The 21,805-nt window shown below is 34.7% G+C and carries 16 protein-coding genes; 6 read left to right on the forward strand and 10 right to left on the reverse strand.

Going from position 1 to position 21,805, the window contains the following annotated elements:
• From NZ579_07375 to NZ579_07385, 3 genes are all read left to right on the forward strand, one after another.
• The coding region (locus NZ579_07375) for a hypothetical protein (GenBank protein ID MCS7299755.1) at positions 1-257 on the forward strand (257 nt) is incomplete at its 5' end.
• 271 nt (positions 258-528) lie between these two features.
• Positions 529-1,695, forward strand: a complete 1,167-nt coding sequence (gene glf / locus NZ579_07380; protein ID MCS7299756.1) for a UDP-galactopyranose mutase — start codon at positions 529-531, stop codon at positions 1,693-1,695.
• Between the two features lie 81 nt (positions 1,696-1,776).
• Positions 1,777-2,610 carry a glycosyltransferase family 25 protein gene (locus tag NZ579_07385; protein MCS7299757.1) on the forward strand — a complete coding sequence of 278 codons (834 nt, stop codon included), beginning with the start codon at positions 1,777-1,779 and terminating at the stop codon, positions 2,608-2,610.
• A gap of 49 nt (positions 2,611-2,659) precedes the next feature.
• Here NZ579_07385 and NZ579_07390 read toward each other — a convergent pair whose 3' ends face one another.
• The 4 genes from NZ579_07390 to NZ579_07405 form a co-directional block, all read right to left on the reverse strand.
• Positions 2,660-3,772, reverse strand: coding sequence for a glycosyltransferase family 4 protein (locus NZ579_07390; GenBank protein MCS7299758.1), 1,113 nt, complete (start codon positions 3,770-3,772; stop codon positions 2,660-2,662).
• The gene (locus NZ579_07395; GenBank protein MCS7299759.1) at positions 3,741-3,866 is read right to left on the reverse strand and encodes a hypothetical protein; all 126 of its coding nucleotides are present in this window, start codon (positions 3,864-3,866) and stop codon (positions 3,741-3,743) included. Before NZ579_07395 ends, NZ579_07390 begins: the two co-directional genes overlap by 32 nt.
• 285 nt (positions 3,867-4,151) lie before the next feature.
• Positions 4,152-5,276 carry a glycosyltransferase family 4 protein gene (locus NZ579_07400; protein MCS7299760.1) on the reverse strand — a complete coding sequence of 375 codons (1,125 nt, stop codon included), beginning with the start codon at positions 5,274-5,276 and terminating at the stop codon, positions 4,152-4,154.
• Positions 5,273-6,727, reverse strand: a complete 1,455-nt coding sequence (locus NZ579_07405) for an oligosaccharide flippase family protein (GenBank protein ID MCS7299761.1) — start codon at positions 6,725-6,727, stop codon at positions 5,273-5,275. The genes NZ579_07400 and NZ579_07405 overlap by 4 nt, the downstream gene beginning before the upstream one ends.
• Before the next feature lie 149 nt (positions 6,728-6,876).
• Here NZ579_07405 and NZ579_07410 point away from each other — a divergent pair, with 149 nt between their 5' ends.
• On the forward strand, positions 6,877-7,980 hold the full coding sequence (locus tag NZ579_07410; GenBank protein ID MCS7299762.1) for a glycosyltransferase family 4 protein: 1,104 nt from the start codon (positions 6,877-6,879) through the stop codon (positions 7,978-7,980).
• Between the two features lie 146 nt (positions 7,981-8,126).
• Here NZ579_07410 and NZ579_07415 read toward each other — a convergent pair whose 3' ends face one another.
• The 5 genes from NZ579_07415 to NZ579_07435 all read right to left on the reverse strand — a co-directional run bounded on the left by NZ579_07415 (position 8,127) and on the right by NZ579_07435 (position 16,144).
• Positions 8,127-8,927, reverse strand: a complete 801-nt coding sequence (locus NZ579_07415; protein ID MCS7299763.1) for an inositol monophosphatase — start codon at positions 8,925-8,927, stop codon at positions 8,127-8,129.
• A gap of 2 nt (positions 8,928-8,929) precedes the next feature.
• Positions 8,930-9,223 (reverse strand): hypothetical protein, encoded by a 294-nt coding sequence (locus tag NZ579_07420; protein ID MCS7299764.1) that lies wholly within the window; start codon positions 9,221-9,223, stop codon positions 8,930-8,932.
• A gap of 40 nt (positions 9,224-9,263) precedes the next feature.
• Positions 9,264-10,220, reverse strand: a complete 957-nt coding sequence (locus tag NZ579_07425; GenBank protein MCS7299765.1) for a CapA family protein — start codon at positions 10,218-10,220, stop codon at positions 9,264-9,266.
• A gap of 282 nt (positions 10,221-10,502) precedes the next feature.
• Positions 10,503-13,163, reverse strand: coding sequence for a DNA mismatch repair protein MutS (mutS, locus tag NZ579_07430; protein ID MCS7299766.1), 2,661 nt, complete (start codon positions 13,161-13,163; stop codon positions 10,503-10,505).
• Between the two features lie 47 nt (positions 13,164-13,210).
• The gene (locus NZ579_07435; protein MCS7299767.1) at positions 13,211-16,144 is read right to left on the reverse strand and encodes a diguanylate cyclase; all 2,934 of its coding nucleotides are present in this window, start codon (positions 16,142-16,144) and stop codon (positions 13,211-13,213) included.
• A 190-nt stretch (positions 16,145-16,334) separates the two neighbouring features.
• Here NZ579_07435 and NZ579_07440 point away from each other — a divergent pair, with 190 nt between their 5' ends.
• Positions 16,335-17,432, forward strand: a complete 1,098-nt coding sequence (locus NZ579_07440) for a hypothetical protein (protein MCS7299768.1) — start codon at positions 16,335-16,337, stop codon at positions 17,430-17,432.
• A gap of 261 nt (positions 17,433-17,693) precedes the next feature.
• The gene (locus tag NZ579_07445) at positions 17,694-20,675 is read left to right on the forward strand and encodes a valine--tRNA ligase (GenBank protein MCS7299769.1); all 2,982 of its coding nucleotides are present in this window, start codon (positions 17,694-17,696) and stop codon (positions 20,673-20,675) included.
• Between the two features lie 154 nt (positions 20,676-20,829).
• Here the strand turns inward: NZ579_07445 and NZ579_07450 are convergent.
• Positions 20,830-21,805, reverse strand: a 976-nt coding sequence (locus NZ579_07450) for a hypothetical protein (protein ID MCS7299770.1), incomplete at its 5' end; no start/stop codon positions are given.

Below are 21,805 nucleotides of genomic sequence, written 5' to 3' on the forward strand. Positions count from 1 at the left end.
GGGGTATAGAGATAAGTTTCAGAGAGAGTAATCTGATAATGAATACAAAGAGATTGAGGTCGCACAACCCCACCTCTGCATTCAACTTCGCTATCCTCCAGATTATCGCCATGAATTTGCTCCTATCCTTCTTCCTATACCTACAACTTCGCAAGAGTATGCCTCATACTCTCAACACACTCCCTCTATCACGGAAAGCAAGGTATGTTTTTGAGAGAGTGAGTGTGTTCTACTACCTGGTCTCACCATCTACTTAACAAGGTATCTCCTTCTTCCTCAGGTTGTGTCGCCAGACTCCTATGTTGAAATATCCAAAAAACCTATTTCCATTTCAGTTTCTGGTGGAGTATCATGCGCATATGAAAACAGACTTGTAGTTATTTGCTAGAGCAACACTTGATAGACACCAAAAGTATTAACTACACCCAAATAACTCTCAAATTTTGGAATTTATTGCACGGATACCAATCAAGTGGCAACTTCTAATGTAGATACAAAATAATAATTACACTTCATTTGGAGTATTTCATGTTCAGATATGTAATAGTTGGTGCTGGTTTTGCCGGTAGTGTAATTGCCGAAAGGATAGCAAAAACTCTTAACGAAAAGGTATTAGTTATTGACAAAAGACATCATATTGGAGGAAACTGCTACGATGAGAAGGAAGAAAACGGAATAATACTGCACAAGTATGGTCCCCATCTTTTTCACACTCCATACTATGAGGTTGTTAGATACCTTGAGAACTTCACCAAGTTTGAGACTTATCAACACAGAGTTCTAGGCTATATTGATGGTAAAAAAGTTCCCATACCTTTTAACTTCACATCACTTGAGACTCTTTTCCCAAAAGAGTTATCTGAGATTATAAAGAAGAAACTATTAGAAAAATATGAATTAGATCAAAGAATCCCAATACTAGAACTTATTGATAGCGAAGACGAACACATAAGGAAATTCGCTAACTTTGTATATGAGAAAGTTTTCAAAAACTATACTGCTAAACAATGGAGCAAAAAACCTGAAGAGATAGATAAAACCGTAACCGCTAGAGTCCCAGTCGTTATTGGCTATGACGATAGATACTTCAGTGATAAGTATCAATTCGTTCCAGTTAACGGATATACCGAAATCTTCACTAATCTCTTAAAAACCCCAAATATAAAACTAATGCTCAATACATCCTTCAAAGAGATAGGATCCGTTGGTGATGAAGGTATTAGAATATTCGGCAAGAAGTTCAAAGGCGTTTTAATCTACACAGGGGCTATTGATGAATTGTTTAACTATAAGTTTGGTTACTTAAACTACAGAACACTAAAACTTGATTTTGAGGTTGTTGATAAAGAATACTTTCAGGAAGTAAGCGTTGTAAATTACCCTAATGATTACGATTTCACTAGAATAACGGAATTCAAGCACATCCACAAACCGAAAGTAAGCGTAAATAAAACAGTCATACTCAAAGAGTATCCTAAAGAATACGATCCTAAACAAGACATCCAATACTATCCTTTCTTTGACGATCCTTCAAGAGAGGCTTATAACAAATACCTTGATATAGCCAAAAAGTATAAAAACCTGCTCCTAGTTGGAAGACTTGCTGAATATAAGTATTACGATATGGATGACATCGTAAAACGAGCATTAGATGTTTTTGAAAACGAGATAGCTAGAACTAAGTCTAGAAAGTAAATTTCTCTTGATAACAAACATAAAATAAAGAGTATTATGCGAAAGTTGAAAACTTACACTTGAAACAGTTATAACAACGATATGAAAACTAGAGTAGGAATAGGTTTTATTCACAACAATGATGAGAAAAGGAATAACTTATCTTTACCAAAAATTCTAGAGCTAGCTAACTTCTTAAAAGACCACTATGAAGTTAGATTCTTACCTGTGTCTTTTCAACCAGATGTGAATTCCAATCGCAGTATTACATGGCACCTGAATAGGGAATTCGTTATGTGGAAATGCCAAATGTTTTTACATAAATATCTAAAAATAAAACTACCCACAATAAAATCCTTCAATTTCACTCTGATAAGGCTGATTAATTTACTAAAAGGCGGATTCTCTAAACTCACAAGAGTTGCCAACTTTGAGATTATGTTATCTGATAAACACATAAGGTTGTGGTCCATCCTAGCCGAAGATAATGACTACATAATAATATTTGAAGACGATGCCATAATAGATGAAGATAGTATCCATAAGATAAAGGAGATAATAGAGTTTTCAAAGGAACTTGAGAAAGAAAATGATGATAAAATCTTATATGTAGACTTAGCAAATGGTGTTGATCTCAACAAATTAAAGATAGATAAGTTGATCATAAAAAGAGATGGTGACAAGATATTCTTTGACAGAATAGTATCAAACACTACTTGCTCCTACATGATAAGTTCAAAAACAGCAAAAGTATTCCTAGACTTACTTCTTGAAACACCATACTTGAGGTTACTCCCTCCTGACAGAATAGTTGATCATCTAGGTAGATTGTTGCTCAAAAAAGGTTATTCTACTATATGTGTGCATATAAATCCTCCAGCACTAATTCACGGAAGTATGACAAAAGCAGAGTTATATACAAGAGAGTATGTATAGCCAAAATTCCTAAAAACATTAAACTACACTAATTATGTCCAGATGAACCTCATTTATTTCTTCTAGATAGAACATTCCTTATTTCTTGCTCTAGTAAATCCACAATATTATCCCACAAGAAGTTCTTCAACACATGTTGCCTTATTTCTTCTCCTTTTTCCCTGACATAATCTGGATTGTCTATAGCAAACTGGAGTTTCCTAGCTAGTCCGTCTACATCGTTTATGCCAACTATATCACCAAATTCACCATTGTTTGTTATATCCTTAGCACCAGTTACATCCGTAATAATCAGATAGTTAGCAAAATAACCTGCTTCTATTGTTGATAGATTTAAACCTTCAAACAAAGATGTTAGAACGTATATCCTTGATATATTGTAAAGATTGTAAATTGATTTTCTATCGCTAATGTGTCCCTTAAAGACAATTTTTTCTTTGAGATGTGAATTTCTGAGAAAAAATTCTTCAAGAAACTTTTCAAATTCAGGATTAACAATTTGTCCAACAATCATAACAGTCCAATTCTTCAAATCTACCTTTTCCAAAGCATTGAACAGCATTTCATTGTTCTTCTGTCTTGAGCCTATTCTACCAACAGTGAGTATTATGTTTTCTTTCTGATCAAAGCTCTTAACTTGTATGTTTTCCAGTTTTACAAATTCATCGTCAATACCGTAAGGTAGGTAAAAGAATTTATCTCTATGCTTTTTGTATATATTTCTAAGAATTTCCAAGCCATCAACGACCTGTATTGAAAGTAAATCTACAAGTCTCAAGAAAATCGGTTCTAGAATCTTGTGAACAAAAAAGTTTCTGAGAATCTTTCTAAGTTTTCTTTCTGGATATTTGGGTAATAGCGAGTATGGATAGTCTTTAAGAGTTGAGAGATCATTATCTAGTGTTACATAGGCTATACCCTTAGGGTTAAGTATCTTGTAAAGTATGACGTAGAACATAGTTTCAATAGTGTATAAAAACCTGTGGAGGATATCTATATTCTTGGCATTTCGTACTAAGAACTTAAGAAGAGATATATCAATCCTAAACTTCTTGCCGCGATCTTTGAGTTTGATAACTCTTAGTCCCTTTACAGCATTCCTATAATCTGTAAATCGTTTGTCATCTATCCTATGATAGGACGATATATGATTTGTAACCATGTTTCTGAGACACCTTAAATGGTATCATTCCCGGTGGCTTTACAAGATCAACATAATCGGTAAACCCCATCAAAGTGACAAACTTCCTTTTCATATTTCAAATTTTATTTACCTGTGTGAATAATTCTCAATCTTGTATGAAGGTGTTCGAAAAATGTATGTAATACAAGTATTTTACTATTAATACTATCTCTCAACTCTCCCGAATTCTTCAGACGGTAGTGTATATTTGAGATGTAGATGTTTTTCCCGAGATGTATTCCCACAACTAATCTTGATTGCCTATACAAAAGATTTTATAATTGAGATATACAGCAACTTTTTGAATACCTTCAACTTACAGCTCTACTCAATAAATAACTTTGAAAGACTTAACCTATCAGTCCAATTCACTGTAAGAATTTATAATAGTATTCACAATTCTATCCCAATTCATTTCAGTTTCCACAAAGTTTTTAGCATTCTTGCCAAACTCCTCAATCTTTTGCGGGTTGTTTAATAAGAAAATTATTGACGACTTAATTCCTTCTTTAATGGAATGTACACTGCTTCCATCTATGAGCAAGCCCGTGCGCTTATCTTCAACTATTTCAGGAAGAGCACCTAAATTTGTTGCTATAACAGGTTTTGAAAAGTGATAAGCAATACCTACAACACCACTTTGAGAAATTTCAGTATAAGGCAAAACTACTACATCAGCCCACTTGTAGAGTTGTCCTCCCTCATTCCAGGGAATATACCTTAACCTCATCTCAACGATATCCTTAAGGCGCTCATCACCCGAAAGTTTGTTTATCCTATCAACCAACTCATTGTAACCAAATCCTGAACCAACCTTACCAGCAACTATCAACTTGAGATTTTTGTAACCTTCTTCCACAAGTTCCAATACTGCTTCAAGTAATATATCCACCCCCTTCCTAGGAGCAATCCATCCAAAAAACAGAATGTTTAAAGTATTCTTATCTTTAACAACATTACCACTGTCTTTTGAATAGTATTCAAACAAAGACGAGTTATGATTACCCATTACTATTGAAACTACAAAATCGTCACTAACCTTATATTTTCTAACGAACTCCTCTTTTAACACCTTACCGTGAACGAATATTTTTCTTGACTTCCTTCTTAATATGTACCTGACTACTATTTTCTTAAGGTTCTCATCACCAGGATGTATTATAACATCGTGAAAAGTAGTAACTATCCTAACTTTTGAAAACAAGAAAATTATAAGCATTAGTATAGAAACATTGTCAACACCGTCGTTGAAATGAACGATATCTGGTTTAAATCTGATAATTCTATGTATAGTTCTAAGCAAACCAAAAGGTTCTCTCGGTATCTTAAAGACAGATAGATTCTGACTTAAGAATGGTTCAATCTCATTATACGAAGACTCTTTCAATACAATTCCAACTTCCACCCCTTTCCTTGATATAGCATTAGCCATCTGGACTGAATAATCCTCAGGAATACCCGAAGGCACAATCAAAACTCTCATAAACTCCTCCTAAATATCAAACTATGAGCAAATTTAATAACCTCCATCGCAAAATAGTCTCTAGTAATAAGGTTTACGCCAAAATATATCACACCTCCTATTGTGGTGTAAGTAATGATTTTTATTAACGCAGAGTCAATGATTACTAATTTACCAAACAATAACAAAACTACGAACATAATTAGTCCTATTCCCAGATATTTGAGACTTCTTACTGAAAAGATATTTTTTAAACCGACTTCTTTGGTAGAAATAACATATAACCAAAAATGAACTATTTCAGAAATTATTCTAGCTATAGCAGCACCTATGTAGTTGTAAGAAGGTATTAATATAGCATACAAGATTAAAGAAATTATTATGGTAGGTGTTACCACAAACTTTATATATTTCTTTTCACCTCCAGTGTAATATAGATACTGACTTAATACAGATAAGATAGGAGTCGTAATGAAAATACCTGAAATGATAATCAATACAGGAACAGAAGATATAAAATCCATCCCAGATACAACGACTACAACCTCTCGTGACAGAATAAGTATGCCAAAGAGTATCGGGGCCGATAGAAACCAAGCAAACTCTATTGACTTTCTAACAAAGTTTCTAATCTCCTCTTTATTCATTGATTCAGAATAGTAAGCTATTCTAGGAGCAATAACACTAGAAAAGGACAAAACAAGACTCTGAAATAACAATACTATTTTCAATCCTACAACATAAAATCCAACACTTTCATAGTTAGACAAGAAACCTAAAGTAGTCACATCCAAATTCAGATAAGCTCTAGTCAAAAAGCTCACTATCAAAGTTAGAACTAGAGGCTTGATATGCTGTAGTAGATCTATATCTGATAGATATAGACTCGCATATCTACGATAGAAGAAAGGATTTATAAGGTATGATACCAGACCACCTATAAAGAGGCCCAGAAACGCATATAGAATGTAATCCTGCTCTTTTGTAACGAGAAGTAGAAGAAGAACTACACCTATCAATCTAGTTATTATCATCCTGATGGAAACATAAGAATAATTCTCACGAGATATAAAGAGCCAATCAAAACCTAATGTGAATATAATTATGTTCAATCCTACGACATAAAAAAGTAATCTCTCAGACTTAAACTTGTCAAAAAGTTCCACTGTTATTACAAACAAGATTAGTAAAGAAAATACTAAGAAAGTGTTAATTATAACCAGTTCCGAAAATCTTTTGTTGAAAAGCACTTGATTATCTCTTACTTTTGATAATTCTCTAACACCATAAGGATAGATACCAAAGTGGAAAAACAATGTGAAGAATTCCACTATAGAGTTAGCAAAATTCACTTTACCAATACTTTCAGGTCCAAGCACCCTAGTTACATAAGGGAATGTTACTAGAGGGATAAGCAAACTAGAAAAGTTCATCAAAAGATTGTATATGTAGTTCTTCTTTATCAACGACATAATTATATCAAGTCCTTAATTTTAAAAAACATAGATCTATCCTATCAAAAATCCACAATCTACTTTCCAGATAATACTCAAGACAATTCTAAGAAACAATTGAACTAGAAAAAGAGTTTATAAAATATAAAAAATTTTCGTCAGAAACGATGAAATGCCTAATAGTCTTCTCTGGTAACACTATAAGTGGAGCGGAATACGTTCTACAAAACTATTTGAGAAACACAAAATATACAAATACTGAGTTTCTGGCAATATGTCCAGACAGTAAAACAAAAGAGTTTCTAGTCAATTCAGGATTAAACCCCAAAAACATCTTCATGTCACCTTTTCTGTCACAACTAGGTGTCAAAAAATCCAAATCTTTCTTAAAGGTTCTTCTACTGCTAACCAAGATAGTCCTAGTAATGATAGGTAGAATAACTGTTCAAATACTATCAATGTTAAAGAAAGTGGATGTTATACTCGGAAAGAATACTTATGACTGCTTATATATGCCATTCATAAAGGGTAAAAAGAAAGTAGTATTACACATTCTAGATATACTAGATAATAGTTTCACATCAAACTATATAAGGAAGATAATTCAGAAAAGAATAAACACTGTAATCGCAGCTTCAAATGAGGTCAAAAAATCCTTAGGAGAAAAACTAAAGGATAAAGTAGTAGTTATTTATAATGGTATTGAAACTTCAAATATTCATAGACAGGGAGACTACGAAAATAAACTAGTTTGGATAGGAAGCCTTGAAGGAAGAAAAAATCCTCTTGAGTTTGTGGAGATAATCCAAAATCTAGTTCAAAACGGAGTAAAGATAAAAGGAGTTATGGTTTATAAATACTACGAAGAAGAATACTCAAGGATAATACAAGATGCTGTCAAAGACAAAGATTATATTGAAATAAAGCATAATATACCAAGACATTCTGTAATTGAAGAGATAAAAAAGTCTCTTGCACTAGTGATAACGAGCAAAGTAGACCCTTTACCTACTGTAATACTGGAGAGTTATTCCGTCGGAGTTCCAGTAATATCTGCAAACAGAACAGGTATGCGAGAGATGGTAATACAGGAAAAAACAGGAATACTCTACAACTCCGTTGATGAGATAGTGTCAGAATGGAACAAAATATTCAACTTCCTCACCAAGCAACGAGACGAAATATTTGAAAACATAAAATCGCTTGTCAAGAAAAAATTCTCAACAGAATCCTTCGTAAAAGGTATTGACGAGATACTATTCGGAAGTTAGACCTGACAGAAAATGTTTCAAATTTCTCCAAATCAAGAAAGATAAGGTTTATAATGTACTGGGGTATTTGCTTTTAGTAATTGTGTATCAACAGTTTCTTTATTTCTAAAACAGTATCCCTAATTACCATACTAACTAATTGCTAATCAAGGTGCAACAACATCTTTAAGGATTGACAACATATAGTCGTGCATAAGGTTATTTGTAGCTAGTATTGTGGTTGAAGATATTGTGTATTCGTTATTGTAGTAGTCTGTAACTTTTCCACCTGCCTCCTCAACTATTATCTTACCAGCGGCAGTGTCCCAAGGTTTCAAACTCTCCTCGTAGAAGACCTCAAAACTACCCCTCGCCACGTAAGCAAGATCCATACACGCAGACCCAAGCCTCCTGAAACCCTGATGTTCCTTGAGTATAACCCTTAACGGCTTCAAAAGATCTTCAATCCTACCCTCCCTGCGATACGGAAAGCCCGTCACAGTCAATGAGTATTGAGGACTACCATTTTTAGAAACATATATCCTTCTGTTGTTCAAGAAACTACCTCCACCAAGACTAGCATAGTAAAGTTCATCAAGTATAGGATTGTAGATTACTCCAGCAACAACCTTACCATCAACCTCAACTCCTATTGATAACGCTATAAAAGGTATGGAATGTATAAAATTAACAGTCCCATCAAGAGGATCAATTATCCATCTCAAACTACTATCTGAAGATAAACCACCACTCTCTTCAGCAATTATACCTGATTTAGGATACCTCTTAAGGATACTATTTATTATCAGTTCTTCTGATTTCTTATCATACTCTGTAACAGGGTCTGCATACCCCTTCAACACATACTCAATCCCCTGCTCCTGTATCTTGTAATAACCTTCCTTTACTATTGCTCCTGCCTTGAGAACAGTTTCAATCGCAAAATCACACAACTCACGGTAAAACATACTCAAAACCCTACTCTTCCATCCTTTTCATTTTTCCTATGATATTGAAAGTAGACAAAAGCAGAAGGTGAGGATCTTATTATAGCATCTTCGTCTATCGGTATCTCATATCTTTCAAGGTATTCAAGCAAAGTTTTGTAATATTCATTTAACTTCTTCATACTATCCTCACTACCACCAACATCAGGGTGAGTATCTTTTGACATACTTCTGTAGATCCTCTTAAGAGACCTTATTGATACCCTATCCTTGAGACCAAAAAATTTTATCGCTTCCATCAGTTTCTCGTAATCCACGTTTTAATTCTTTTTGAAACAACACCAACCTTTCAAATCCCTACCTTTCAGACCTTAACTGAAGTGTCTTAATGTCTTGATAGAAGTTTGTGATACCTACCTTCGCTAATATATTCGTCCCTGATTTTATTATCTCAAGCTCAACCAAACCAACCTTCATAGTCTCTTCTGAAAACCTTTGGTCAAACACAAAGTTTCCAAGCGAATAGAAAATATATTTATCTCTATAAACTTCGTAGTTCTGTATAACATGTGGATGATGCCCTATAACTATATCCGCACCTAAATCTATACATAACTTACCTAAAACCTCCTGAAACCTATTATTCGTCTTTTTATACTCCTCACCCCAGTGAAAACTAACAACAAGAAAATCAACATTACTCTTCGCTGAAGGCACTACCTTCCTAATATACTTATCCTTTGCTATTGCTATACTTACCGGTCTTTTCTTGCTCGCTTCAAGCCCTGGGAAAAACTCCGAAAAGCCTAGAAAACCTACTTTAACTATTGAATATTCGTTAGTCTTGACAAAGATATAAAGAACTGAAGTATTGGATAAGTCAGAGAGCCCAAAGAAACCTATGTTATTTGAAGAGAGTATAGAAAGAGTATCCAAAAAAGCCTCATACCCCCAGTCGTATATATGGTTATTCGCCAGATTGACAACCCTTATATTAGCAAACTTAAGAGCCTCAACTACATTCGTTTCAAACCTAAAACTATACTTTTTAGGTATCTGATTACCTCTTGCCGATATAGGTCCTTCAAGGTTCACAACCAGAGTATCAAAACTGTAAAAATAGTTGGTGAGTTCAACAAATAGCATCTCATACCTACCACCAAAATTCTTATACACACTTCTCTTCACTCCCCTATCAAGCATCAAATCACCAGCAAATAGAATTCTAACCGTCAAGTTATCTTCATTAGCACTACATCCCGTTGAGATTGTGATTGCAAGAATAACAAAAACCAGTTTTACATACAAAAGCACGATATAATTCTGAACACTGATACTCACTGAATTCAAAACACAACATCTCCAGTTCAAGTAGTTCAAACAATTCTTTACTCCAAATACAAAGCCTCAATAAAGTTCAAAACCTACAACCAAATCAATTGTCTCCTCTTTCCCCCACACTCTAGGAGAATAAACACTTTTCTTACGAGCATCTGGAAACTGGTATGAAACAAAATTTTGAGACCAACAAGCACCCAAGACCAAAAGGAGTTGTTAAAGCAGAAAACCCAGAATCCTGTCTAGTAATCTGAATATTTAATTGCCAATTTTTGACTTAAGTTCTTCAAGTATCTTTAGTGCTTCAATAGGTGTAATTGAGAATATATCTACTCGCTTTAAGTATTCAGACACTTGCTTAAGGTTTTCTGGAATATCAAACATAAACAGAGGTGGTTGAATACTACTACCTATCTCTTTTGAAACTTTCTCTTTGACTAACCTTTGTGTGTTCTCAAGGTATGATAGTATCTCATTTGCTTTGTTTATAATCTCATCTGATATACCCGCTATCTTTGCTACGAAGATACCATAACTTTTGCTAGCAACCCCCTTAACAACTTTCTTTAGAAACACAACCTCGTCTTTATATTCTCTCACAGCCATAGTGTAATTTTTTATTCCCCTTTTTTCGTCATCACCTAGTTTAGTAAGTTCGTGGTAGTGCGTTGCGAAGAGTGTTTTGCCATACTTTTGTGGGTTGTTCGCAATGTAATCAATCACAGCCCAAGCAATAGAAACACCATCATATGTAGAAGTTCCCCTACCAACCTCATCCATAACAATCAGACTTCTAGGAGTTGCGTTTTTGAGAATATTCGCTACTTCTATCATCTCAACAAGGAATGTGCTTTGTCCGAGAGCAAGAAAATCACTCGCACCAATCCTTGTGAAAATCTTATCAATCACTCCTAACCTACACTCCCTAGCAGGAACAAAAGAACCTATGTGAGCCATTATCGCGATCAGTGCGTTCTGACGAAGGTAAGTTGATTTACCTGCCATATTAGGACCTGTTAGTATTATTATTCTACTGTCTGTGTTGTTCAGATAAGTGTCGTTTGGAATAAACTCACCTTTCGGAAGATATGCTTCAACAACTGGATGCCTACCCATTTTCACAACAAATTCATCAGTATTAACAAACTCTGGCTTACAGTAATCATTCTCAACTGCTAACAAACCAAGACTAGAAAACACATCAATGTCACTAACTACATTTGATACTCTCTTAAGTTCAGTATAATACTTTGACACCTCACCCAAGATATGTTGAAATATTTCTTTCTCAAGCATTTCTATCCTTTCTGAAGCATTCAAAACTTTATACTCAAGTTCTTTCAGTTCATTAGTTGTAAATCGCTCAGCACTCACAAGTGTTTGCTTCCTCTCGTAATCCTTTGGCACAAGATGTAGATTAGGCTTTGACACCTCAATGTAAAAACCCATTACCTTGTTGTATCCAACTTTAAGAGACTGAATACCAGTCCTTAACCTTTCCCTCTCCTGTATCTTCTCAATGTATTCCTTCGTATTTCTACTTATCTCCCTCATCTCATCCAGTTCTTGGCTGACACCATCCCTTATAACATTCCCCTCACCAACTACATTACTAGGCTCATCAAGAATAGCGGAGTTTATGATGTTATAAATCTCCATATAGTTCTTCGGTATCTCTATAGCGAAAGTGCTCATATAATCTTTCAGTTCATCAATCAAACTATTAAAGGATCTTAAAGAACTCTTCAGATTCACAAGGTCTTTAGGAGTTGCTCTCCTGAATAGTATCTTATTACTTATTCTCTCAATATCAACAATCTCCGATAGCATCTTTCTTATCTCACCAAGCCGTGTATAGTTCTTGAAGAAGAATTCTGTTTTATCTAGATTATTCCTTATTACATTTAGGTCAATTGAAGGATTTAGCAACATCTTGCGTAGTAATCTACCACCCATCGGTGTTACTGTCTTATCCATAACTTCAAGGAGAGTGTATTTTTTGCTACCATCAAGTAAGTTTGAAACTATCTCAAGATTCCTTATTGTAAATTCATCCATCTCCATATACTTACGGTTATCAATGAAAGATATGCTTGATATTCCAACCTCACTAGACATCTGCGTCTCTTCAAAGTATCTCAACAACGCCCCCATAACCGACTTTTCATCATTACCTATCGCTCTATCAAGACTAACACCTCTGGAGTGCTTATCAAATATTCTTACACATTCCTCCTGATTGAAAAACCAATCAGGATAGGATGTTATCGTTAAATTTTTAAACTCCAAGACCAGTGAGTGTATCAGTTGGTTAGAAAGTAAAGTGTTTGATATGAGTAGTTCCGATGGCTTGTACTTGGTAAATAATTCCTTCAATTCTTTCTTCAATGAATATATCTCTTCTTCGCTTGAAAGTTTTTCTATGTTCTTTGAAAGTGCTACTCTTTCAATCAGTATCTCTCCTGTTGATACATCTCCGAGTGCCGCAAAGAGACTATTACCAATTGAGTGGATCGTGATAAGGAAGTTGTTTGATTTACTCTCAAGTGCTTCTTCATCCGTAATAGTGCCGGGTGTTATTATCTGGACTACTCCTCTTCTTACTATACCTTTTGCTAGAGTAGGGTCTTCAAGTTGTTCGCATATCGCAACTTTGTATCCATACCTCACAAGTTTGTAAATATAATTACTGGAAGCGTGTGCTGGAAATCCACACATCGGTAGTTCATTCCTTGATGTAAGCACTAGACTCAAAACCCTTGAAGCCTCGTAAGCATCATCCCCAAAAAGTTCATAAAAGTCCCCAAGTCTAAAAAGTAGGAGTTTGTCTTTATGTTTTGCCTTTATCGCCTGATACTGGCGTATCATCGGAGTTGAAACCTTAGGTGCTTCAAAAAGGACATCTTTGTCATCAGACATACAAGTCCAAATTATAAATATTCCCAACAAAAACCTTTAATTTCAGTCTAGTTAATTTTGTTAGAAGACCTCTTGGAGATATACATCCTCTGATCCGCTAAAACAAACATTCTCTCTATATCATAATTCGCTTCTATTATATCGCTAACACCAACAGACATTGATAATGACTTATCACAAGAAACAACTGCTTGAGATTTATCTGTCTGTATCACTACATTGTAGAATGGAGTCTCAAACAACTTAAACCATCTCTTGACAGCGTTCAGTGCCTGCTCCCTGTTAGTATGTGGCATTATAACTATAAACTCATCTCCTCCAAACCTACCAACAAAATCTATCTTCCTAACATAACTTTTCAACCTCTTAGCAAATTCTCTTATTATCATATCACCAACTATATGTCCAAAGGTATCGTTATAATACTTAAAATTGTCTAGATCAATAATAGCAATACTGAAACAGTAATTAGCTACTCTCCTACATCTCTCTAGTTCATTTATCAAAATATTGTCTATTTCAACCCTATTCCCCACACCCGTTAGAGAGTCAATCTTCGCAAGCCTCTCTATATTCTCAATATTCTTAAATATCTCTAATTTACTTGATACCAACAAAGCACAAATCCTCAGTATAGAAATCTGTTCTTCATCTAGAAAATGACCCTGATCACTACTGACAAGTATAAGGTACGCTTTGACACTTCCATCAGTAAATAACAATGGTATAATACACTTATTCTCGTAAGGCAGAATATCCTTTGCTAACGAGCCATCTGTTCGTATCTTGTTTATAAGAGATTCTTCATAAGAAGACAATTCATGAGTAGATATTATCTTTGATTTATCAACATCAACCAATATTACCTTTTCAACAAGAAATGAGTTTCTTATTATATTGGTAATCCTAGTTAAAAGCTTTTCTTCATTGTTTTCTTTTATCAATACCTCCTGAATTTTGTTTAGAAATTTAAGCTCATTCTTGTGGCTTTGTAGTTTCACAAGTTGGTAATGGTGTCTTGCACGTTCTACCAATACCTCTTTAGGAAACTTTAAACGCTTCAATTTAAAAACCTTGGAGTCGGTTCTGAGAAGTTTTCCATAAAGTTCATTATTCTCTCTTATCTTCAAAAACTTATTTTCAAGATCTTTTGCTTCCTCAAGCATTCCATTGCTTTGAAGCACTCCGATAAGATCCTTAAGTATTTTAACTTCTACATACTTAAACTCATTTCTAGATATAAAATCCAATGATTTCTTAAGATACTCAATCTTACTTTTAACATCAACAGTAACCATTGATAATCCCCAGTAGTAGAATGCTAGGTCTTCATTAGACAAAAATTTCATCTCTTCATCTTTTACAGATAGAATTCTACCATAAAACACAGATGATTCACCCATACCCCTCTTTATATACATATCCATAACCCAAAGTTTGACATTGGAATGTATAGGAAGTTTCTGAATATTCGCACTAGACATTATTATCATAAGCAGTTCTAGGATTTCATTCGCAAGACTGTAGTTGTTGTTTATCATATAGATATACGCTAGATTAACTAATGTCATACATATTTCTTTTATGTCATTTTCTCTGATACTTTCCTTTAACGCCAAAACACCAAAGTCTAAAGCCTTATCAAACCTACCTGTTGTGTAGTATATATGACATAAACTATTGTATATATGCGATATATTAGGAGCATCAACCTTATTACCCAACCTAATTGCTTCAAGGTCATGTCTTATAGCACCATCAAAGTCTCCAAGTTCAACAAGAACATTTGCTACAAAATGGTGATGCATCAACAACTTATAATTATCTCTCACATCCAAAAGATACTTCTCAGATGATTTAGATATCTCCAAAACTTCACTTATCCCAACCTTATCTCTTATAGATATATACAAGTAGTAAAAATTGGACATATAGTGGTATAGTTTCTTGAAACTTTCTTCATTATCCTTCAGGTAGTAAAACAATTCTACGAGTTCATCACCAATCAACAATCCCAAAAAGAACAGAAGAGATTTGGCTAATATTATTTCTCTTGTGTCTCCCGACATTACAGCAAGTTCATAAGCCTTCTTCGCAATGTTGCTAGCAAGTTCCCACCTAGACTGTGAGACAGCATAAAGATAAGCAAGCATTCTATTCAACCTTGACATCTTCAAGAAATTTCTCTTATCCTTAACTGTTTCAATAAAATCAACTAGATAATCAATTGCCTCATCTAATTTATTACTACCTACCAAAGATAAGGATACTCTGAGTATTAAGTTTTCATCTTTCACTAAATCAGGATAGTTTTTTATCATCCTGTTGGATATTTCTTCACATACCTCCCAACACATCCATCTGTAGTATTTTGTGAATAACTTTCTGTTAAACTTAACATTTTTAGTCTGTTTTAAGTTATTTGAGCCAAACAGTATTGTATGCTTTTCAATCTTGCTAGAATAATCCTCAACTTGATTACCAACGAACATTTTCTCAACAATTATTAATCTAGGTCTATTTTTTGATTTAAATATACGCTTCAATATGCTCTTTGTTGCCTTGAAAAGACATGATTCTTCAACACAAACTACTATAGGGTTAATATTAATTTTGTTTGCTAGCCTTATGAAGTAATCACTCAAAAGCGTGTAAAGTTCATTTCTCTTGACGAAGAATTCGTTAAGGTCAAAATACTCATCAAAGAAATCTAGAACATCACAATACTGGTTATTTATCAAACGCAAAAAATAGTCAGATATATCCTGACTATAACTAACCTTTATTTCCTCAAATATCGCTTCATCAAAATTCTCAATCAGAAAGTTTGAAAATGGACTGAGTGGATAAAGATTTTGTTTAAGAACATAAGGATAATCTAATTTTCTCTTCACTACCTTCAGCAACTCGTTTAAGTCATTCGTCTGGATTAGTATATCCTTATTTGAATTTAACAGTCTCTCTATTGCATGAATATCCATTTAATAAGCAATACTAATTCTTATCAAGAAATTTGAATATTTTCAAGTTGTCTTGAGATCAGAGTTTATTTTCTTTAAATTAAAGACCTTTTAAGTATCCTATCAATAAACTCCAAAAAGTTATACAGTGAAAAAAGCCATAACTCAAAAAGAAATGACAAAAAAGCACCTCTTTTTATAAAATTCGTCTATGTATATCCTAAAAAGAGATGAGGTTGAAACATATTCTATATCCGAACCCTTCGCGATATACGAAAACGGAAACTATTACGGACTATTCCTAAAGAGAAACAACAAGGTTAGTAATTTATTCAGCCCGGTCTCTTTAGATGAGAGGATAATACCTGTTGAGTTTAGAACAGACAAAAAATTCATATACAACCTTCTATCCTTCAAAGGGAAATACAAATCAACCTTCATCTACCTCAATGTTTCAAAGAATAACGAAAATCTGAAATTTGAAGGAACAATATTCTATGACGGTGAATTAAAAAAATTTGGTTTCAATGGATCATCTAGTGCTACTTCTGAAATTTTTAAAGTAAACCTCATCAACAACTACAACAAAAATGAACTCATAAGTTTTGTAAAGACCTTACTACCTAGAAAGATGTTAAATGTATTAAGTAAGTTTAAAGTCCTATACTTTGAAAACAAAGTAGAACCTAGAATTCCTTTTGAGATACCCTTCCAAAATCTTGGAATGTTTGTTAAGACCATCATGAACACAAACAATCTTGAGACAACTGACTTTGACCTAAAAAAAGGATACATACGAAGAGTTCTACTAATTTCCAACTCTTGGGACGAAAGGTTTAGATACTCTTCAAAGGAAACTGATGAAATTTACTCTACTATCAAAAACTCAATAGAGACCCAGATAATAAAAGATAAAGTTAGAATTCAGGAATTTATCAGCCTGTGTAAAGATAATGACTTCCTCTTCATCTCATCACACGCAGAAGAGAGTGGTATTGATCTAGGAGATATCAAACTCAATCTGGAAACTGTTAGATTTTTAGAAAAAACTCCTAAGTTTGTATTTCTCAACAACTGCTACTTTGAAGGTATAGAGGAACTGGTTGAGGAACTTCTAAAGAGAGGAAGCAAAGTTGTAGTTTTCTCTCCTTTCAAAGTTCCTGATACTTGGCATACAAAGTTCTTCACACTTACATTCTTCTCAACACTTTCAAAAACCTACGACTTTGACCTATCGTTTTATCTCGCATCAGAAGTTAGCAGAATCAAAAACTATTACAACCACTTACTGTATAGAGTTTGCGTTTAATAGTATTGAAATTCAACAGATTACAATTACGAGAAGTTTCTTTTTCGCCTGTAGAAATTGAGTATATACTTTCTCACAATTCTCTAGGAGGATGAGGTATAGTAAAATCTACCAAATAATACTTTAGTGGAACCTAAAGGCAAGTTATTGGAAATTCCGTAGATCACCTGAATGTATAAACCTTATTGCTAGATGCTACACTAACTTATAAAGTTAGACCTGACACTTTTATAATGTTTTAACACTTTTAGGGAGTTTGGTATGCTTGAGGACACTTATAATCCACAAAGTTTTGAAGAGGATATACTGAAAGAATATCTAGAAAACGGTTTGTATAACTCAAGAGGAACTGGTGATAAATATGTCATATCAATACCGCCCCCGAATGTAACGAGTGTTTTACACATGGGACACGGTCTCAATAACACTATTCAGGATGTGCTTATAAGATACAAGAGGATGATGAACTTTGATGCTCTGTGGGTTCCGGGAACTGATCACGCAGGGATAGCGACACAGAATATGGTGGAAAAGAAACTTGCTAAACTTGGCAAGACTAGGTTTGAGATAGGTAGAGACGAGTTTGTGAAAGAGGTTTGGAAGTGGAAGGAGGAACACGGCTCTACTATTATAAAGCAACTTAAGAGAATTGGTTCTTCTTGCGACTGGAGGTATGAGAGATTCACGATGGACGAGGGGCTATCAAGGGCAGTGCTCACTTCTTTTGTCTCCCTTTACAAGAGAGGACTCATATATAGAGGTGAATACATAATAAACTGGTGTCCAAGATGTGGAACAGCACTAGCAGATGACGAAGTTGAATACGAAGAGAAATCAAGCAACCTATGGCATCTACGATACCCACTCTCCGAAGATAGGTCAAAGTATGTTGTTGTAGCAACAACTCGTCCAGAAACTATGTTAGGAGATACCGCAGTAGCAGTCAATCCAAATGACCCAAGATACAAAGATATCATAGGCAAAACGGTTATCCTACCTCTAGCAAACAGAGAAATACCTATAATACCAGATGAGTATGTTGATATGGAATTCGGAACAGGATGTCTAAAGATAACCCCAGCACACGACCCAAACGACTTTGAGATAGGTAGAAAATATAAACTCCCTCTCGTAGATATCTTTAACGACGACGCTACACTAAACCAAAATGTTCCCCCAAAATACCAAGGACTTGACAGATTTGAAGCAAGAAAAATGATTGTCAAGGATTTAGAGGAGCTTGGACTACTTGAAAAGATTGAACCATACAAACACTCTGTAGGTCATTGCTATAGATGTAACACTGTAATTGAACCGAAAGTCTCAAAACAATGGTTTGTGAGAATGAAACCTCTTGCAGAACCAGCGATAAAGGCAGCCGAAAACGGAGAGATAAGGTTCTACCCAGAGAGATGGAAAAAGGTTTATCTAAACTGGCTTTACAATGTCAAAGATTGGTGTATCTCCAGACAAATATGGTGGGGACATAGAATACCCGTTTGGTATTCAGAGGAAGGCAATATCAACATCTTTGAATACGATGACTTCAAGGACAAGGGAGAGTATCCTATCATATTCTACATTCTCTTTGACCTATGGGTATCATCTAGAATTGGTGAAACATTTACACCAGAAGAAGTCTTTGAAGTCCTAAAGTCTCCTTCAATCGTTGATGCAAATAAGGAACACAAAAGAAGCACAAAGGAAGTGTATTTGGAGATACACAAAGAACACTTAAAAGACAGCAAAGGTATTGACATACTTGACGACGCTAAAAAGTTGAAAGAATACTTTGACATGAACTTGGAAGATGGAAAAGGTAGAGGATTTTTAAGGAAGGTAGAAGACAAATACACAATAGCAGTGAGAGATAAGATAACAGGTAGCCCAAACTTAAAGAGAGACCCTGATGTTTTGGATACATGGTTTTCTTCTTGGCTTTGGCCGTTTTCTACTCTTGGATGGCCCAACAAGACTGAAGAACTCAAAAGATACTATCCTACCGACGTTTTGGTGACAGGTGCAGACATACTCTTTTTCTGGGTTGCAAGAATGATAATGGCTGGATACTCATTTCTAGGAGAGAAACCTTTCACGGATATTTACCTACACGGAGCAGTTTTGGATGAGAAAGGAAGAAAGATGAGTAAGTCTCTCGGTAATGGCATTGACCCTCTTGATGTTGTCAAAGAATATGGAGCAGACTCCCTCAGATATACCTCAGTCTTCCTCGCACCAACAGGTCAAAACTTGAGACTCTCAATGGAAAAGTTCAAGATTGGTTCAAAGTTTGCAAACAAGATCTGGAATGCATCTAAATTCATCCTGTCAAATTACGAAAACCTAAAAAACCAGATTAAAAAACTCTATACACTTGATGAACTTATAAATGCTGACATTGATATAGTTGATAGATGGATCATATCACTCTATAACACAACAGTGAAGAAGGTTCATAAGGCATTTGAAGAGTATAGATTGAGTGATGTTGCATCAATACTACACGAGTTCTTCTGGGATAACTTCTGCGATTGGTATATAGAAATCTCCAAAGTAAAACTCTCAACCGAAAGAAGAGATATTACCATCTCAACACTATTAGGTATTCTAACAGGGTTCCTAAAACTACTACACCCTATTATGCCGTTTATAACCGAGAGAATCTACAAAGAAATACCTTCACTATATAAAGATAACGAATACCTCATCATCTCTTCATACCCGACCCCTAACGAAAAACTTGAGAATAAGCAAGCAGAAGAGACCTTTGAGATACTAAAAGAGATCGTGTATAACATTAGGCAGGTAAGAGGTATTCTAAACATAAAACCATCTGAAGAAGTTGACATCAGAGTGAATATAAACCTTGATGAGTACGAAAACACTGTTAGAAACATACTATCAGATGAAGTGTTTATTGATATAATTAGAAGGCTCTCTAAAACTAGACAGATACTTGAGGTTGGTAAGATTACCAAGAACTTTGGTGAGGCTGGGGCTGTAGGAAGATATGTATCAGTCCTTATTCCAGTATCCGGACTCATTGATACTCAAAAAGAGAAACAGAGGATCATAAAGGAGATAGAGAGGCTCAAAGGGATACTCAAAGGCATTCAATCAAAACTCTCAAACAAGGATTTCCTTGAGAAAGCACCCTTTGAGATAGTTGAAGAAGAGAAAGACAAGGAAAAACAGTTCTCAAAGATGATAGTAGAAATGGAAGAGATAATAGAGAAGATATAACATCAGACTGTAACCAAACCTTGCTTGGATAATTTTGCTAACAATAGAGATATACTAATTAACCTATTGTAAAATCAGATGGTAAAGATAAATTACGACTCACAAAACCCCATTACCTTATAATACCAAATAAGGCAGTAGAAACAACAAACTTTCAATGTAGGATATAATTCACAGATTTGTTGGTTATTCTGACTATATAGTTGTTATTTGTTACAGACACTCCTGAAGGAAACATAGTTTTCATGCCATTTGCACCAGGACTTCCCCCAGCCTTCCCGTAGAAACAATAAACATTCAGAACATGTCCTGAACTAGCACCTGTTCCTATTGAACTATAAGGTATTATGAAGGTATAAACTACATCATACTCACGGTAATAGGTTATAGTTGTCATAACATCTTGTGTGTTTGCACCATTATTCCATATCTTTTTTGCACTTCGGCCATTCAAACCTGCAACATTATCAACCCATCCCCATACAACTAGGTCTGCATTTATTCCAGCAGCATTGGTAAAGTGTAAATCACCCCATCCAGTAAGCCAATCACTCGTTGAAGAAGGTTGATGACCACCTGTAAGATTTGTAATATCAAATAACACAAAGAAATGATTACCACTACTGTTTGCTAAATTGCTTGACACAATATCAATAGTCAAATATCCACCACCACTTTTCACATAAACTTCCTTTATCAGTCCTCCTATTATGTTGTATTGACCACTACCCAGATAAGTAGTATCAACTATAAAATAATTTGAGTTCGTATGACTATAATTATTACTCAAATCCACAGCGTAAAAGTATATGAAATTCGTTCTTTCGGGTAGGTTGTAGAAAGTCCTAGACCAACTACTAGTTCCACTTGCCAACACATAAGGACCATTTATGTTAGTAGATATATAAACACTTGAAACACCTGTATTATCATAGGAAGTTCCACTTACAGTTATACCATTTATGATATGATTTGTTACAAACATACCTGTTGAAGGAGTAGATATATTCACAGATGGTCTTTCAGAGATTGAAAAGTTCAAACTCTGTGTTGAACTAGTATTACCTGCGTGATTTACAGAATACACATAAACCGTGTAATGACCATCAACTAGACCTGTAAGATTTGTT

It is taken from the genome of Spirochaetota bacterium (assembly GCA_025061835.1).
In the GTDB taxonomy this organism is placed as follows: domain Bacteria; phylum Spirochaetota; class Brevinematia; order DTOW01; family DTOW01; genus SKYB106.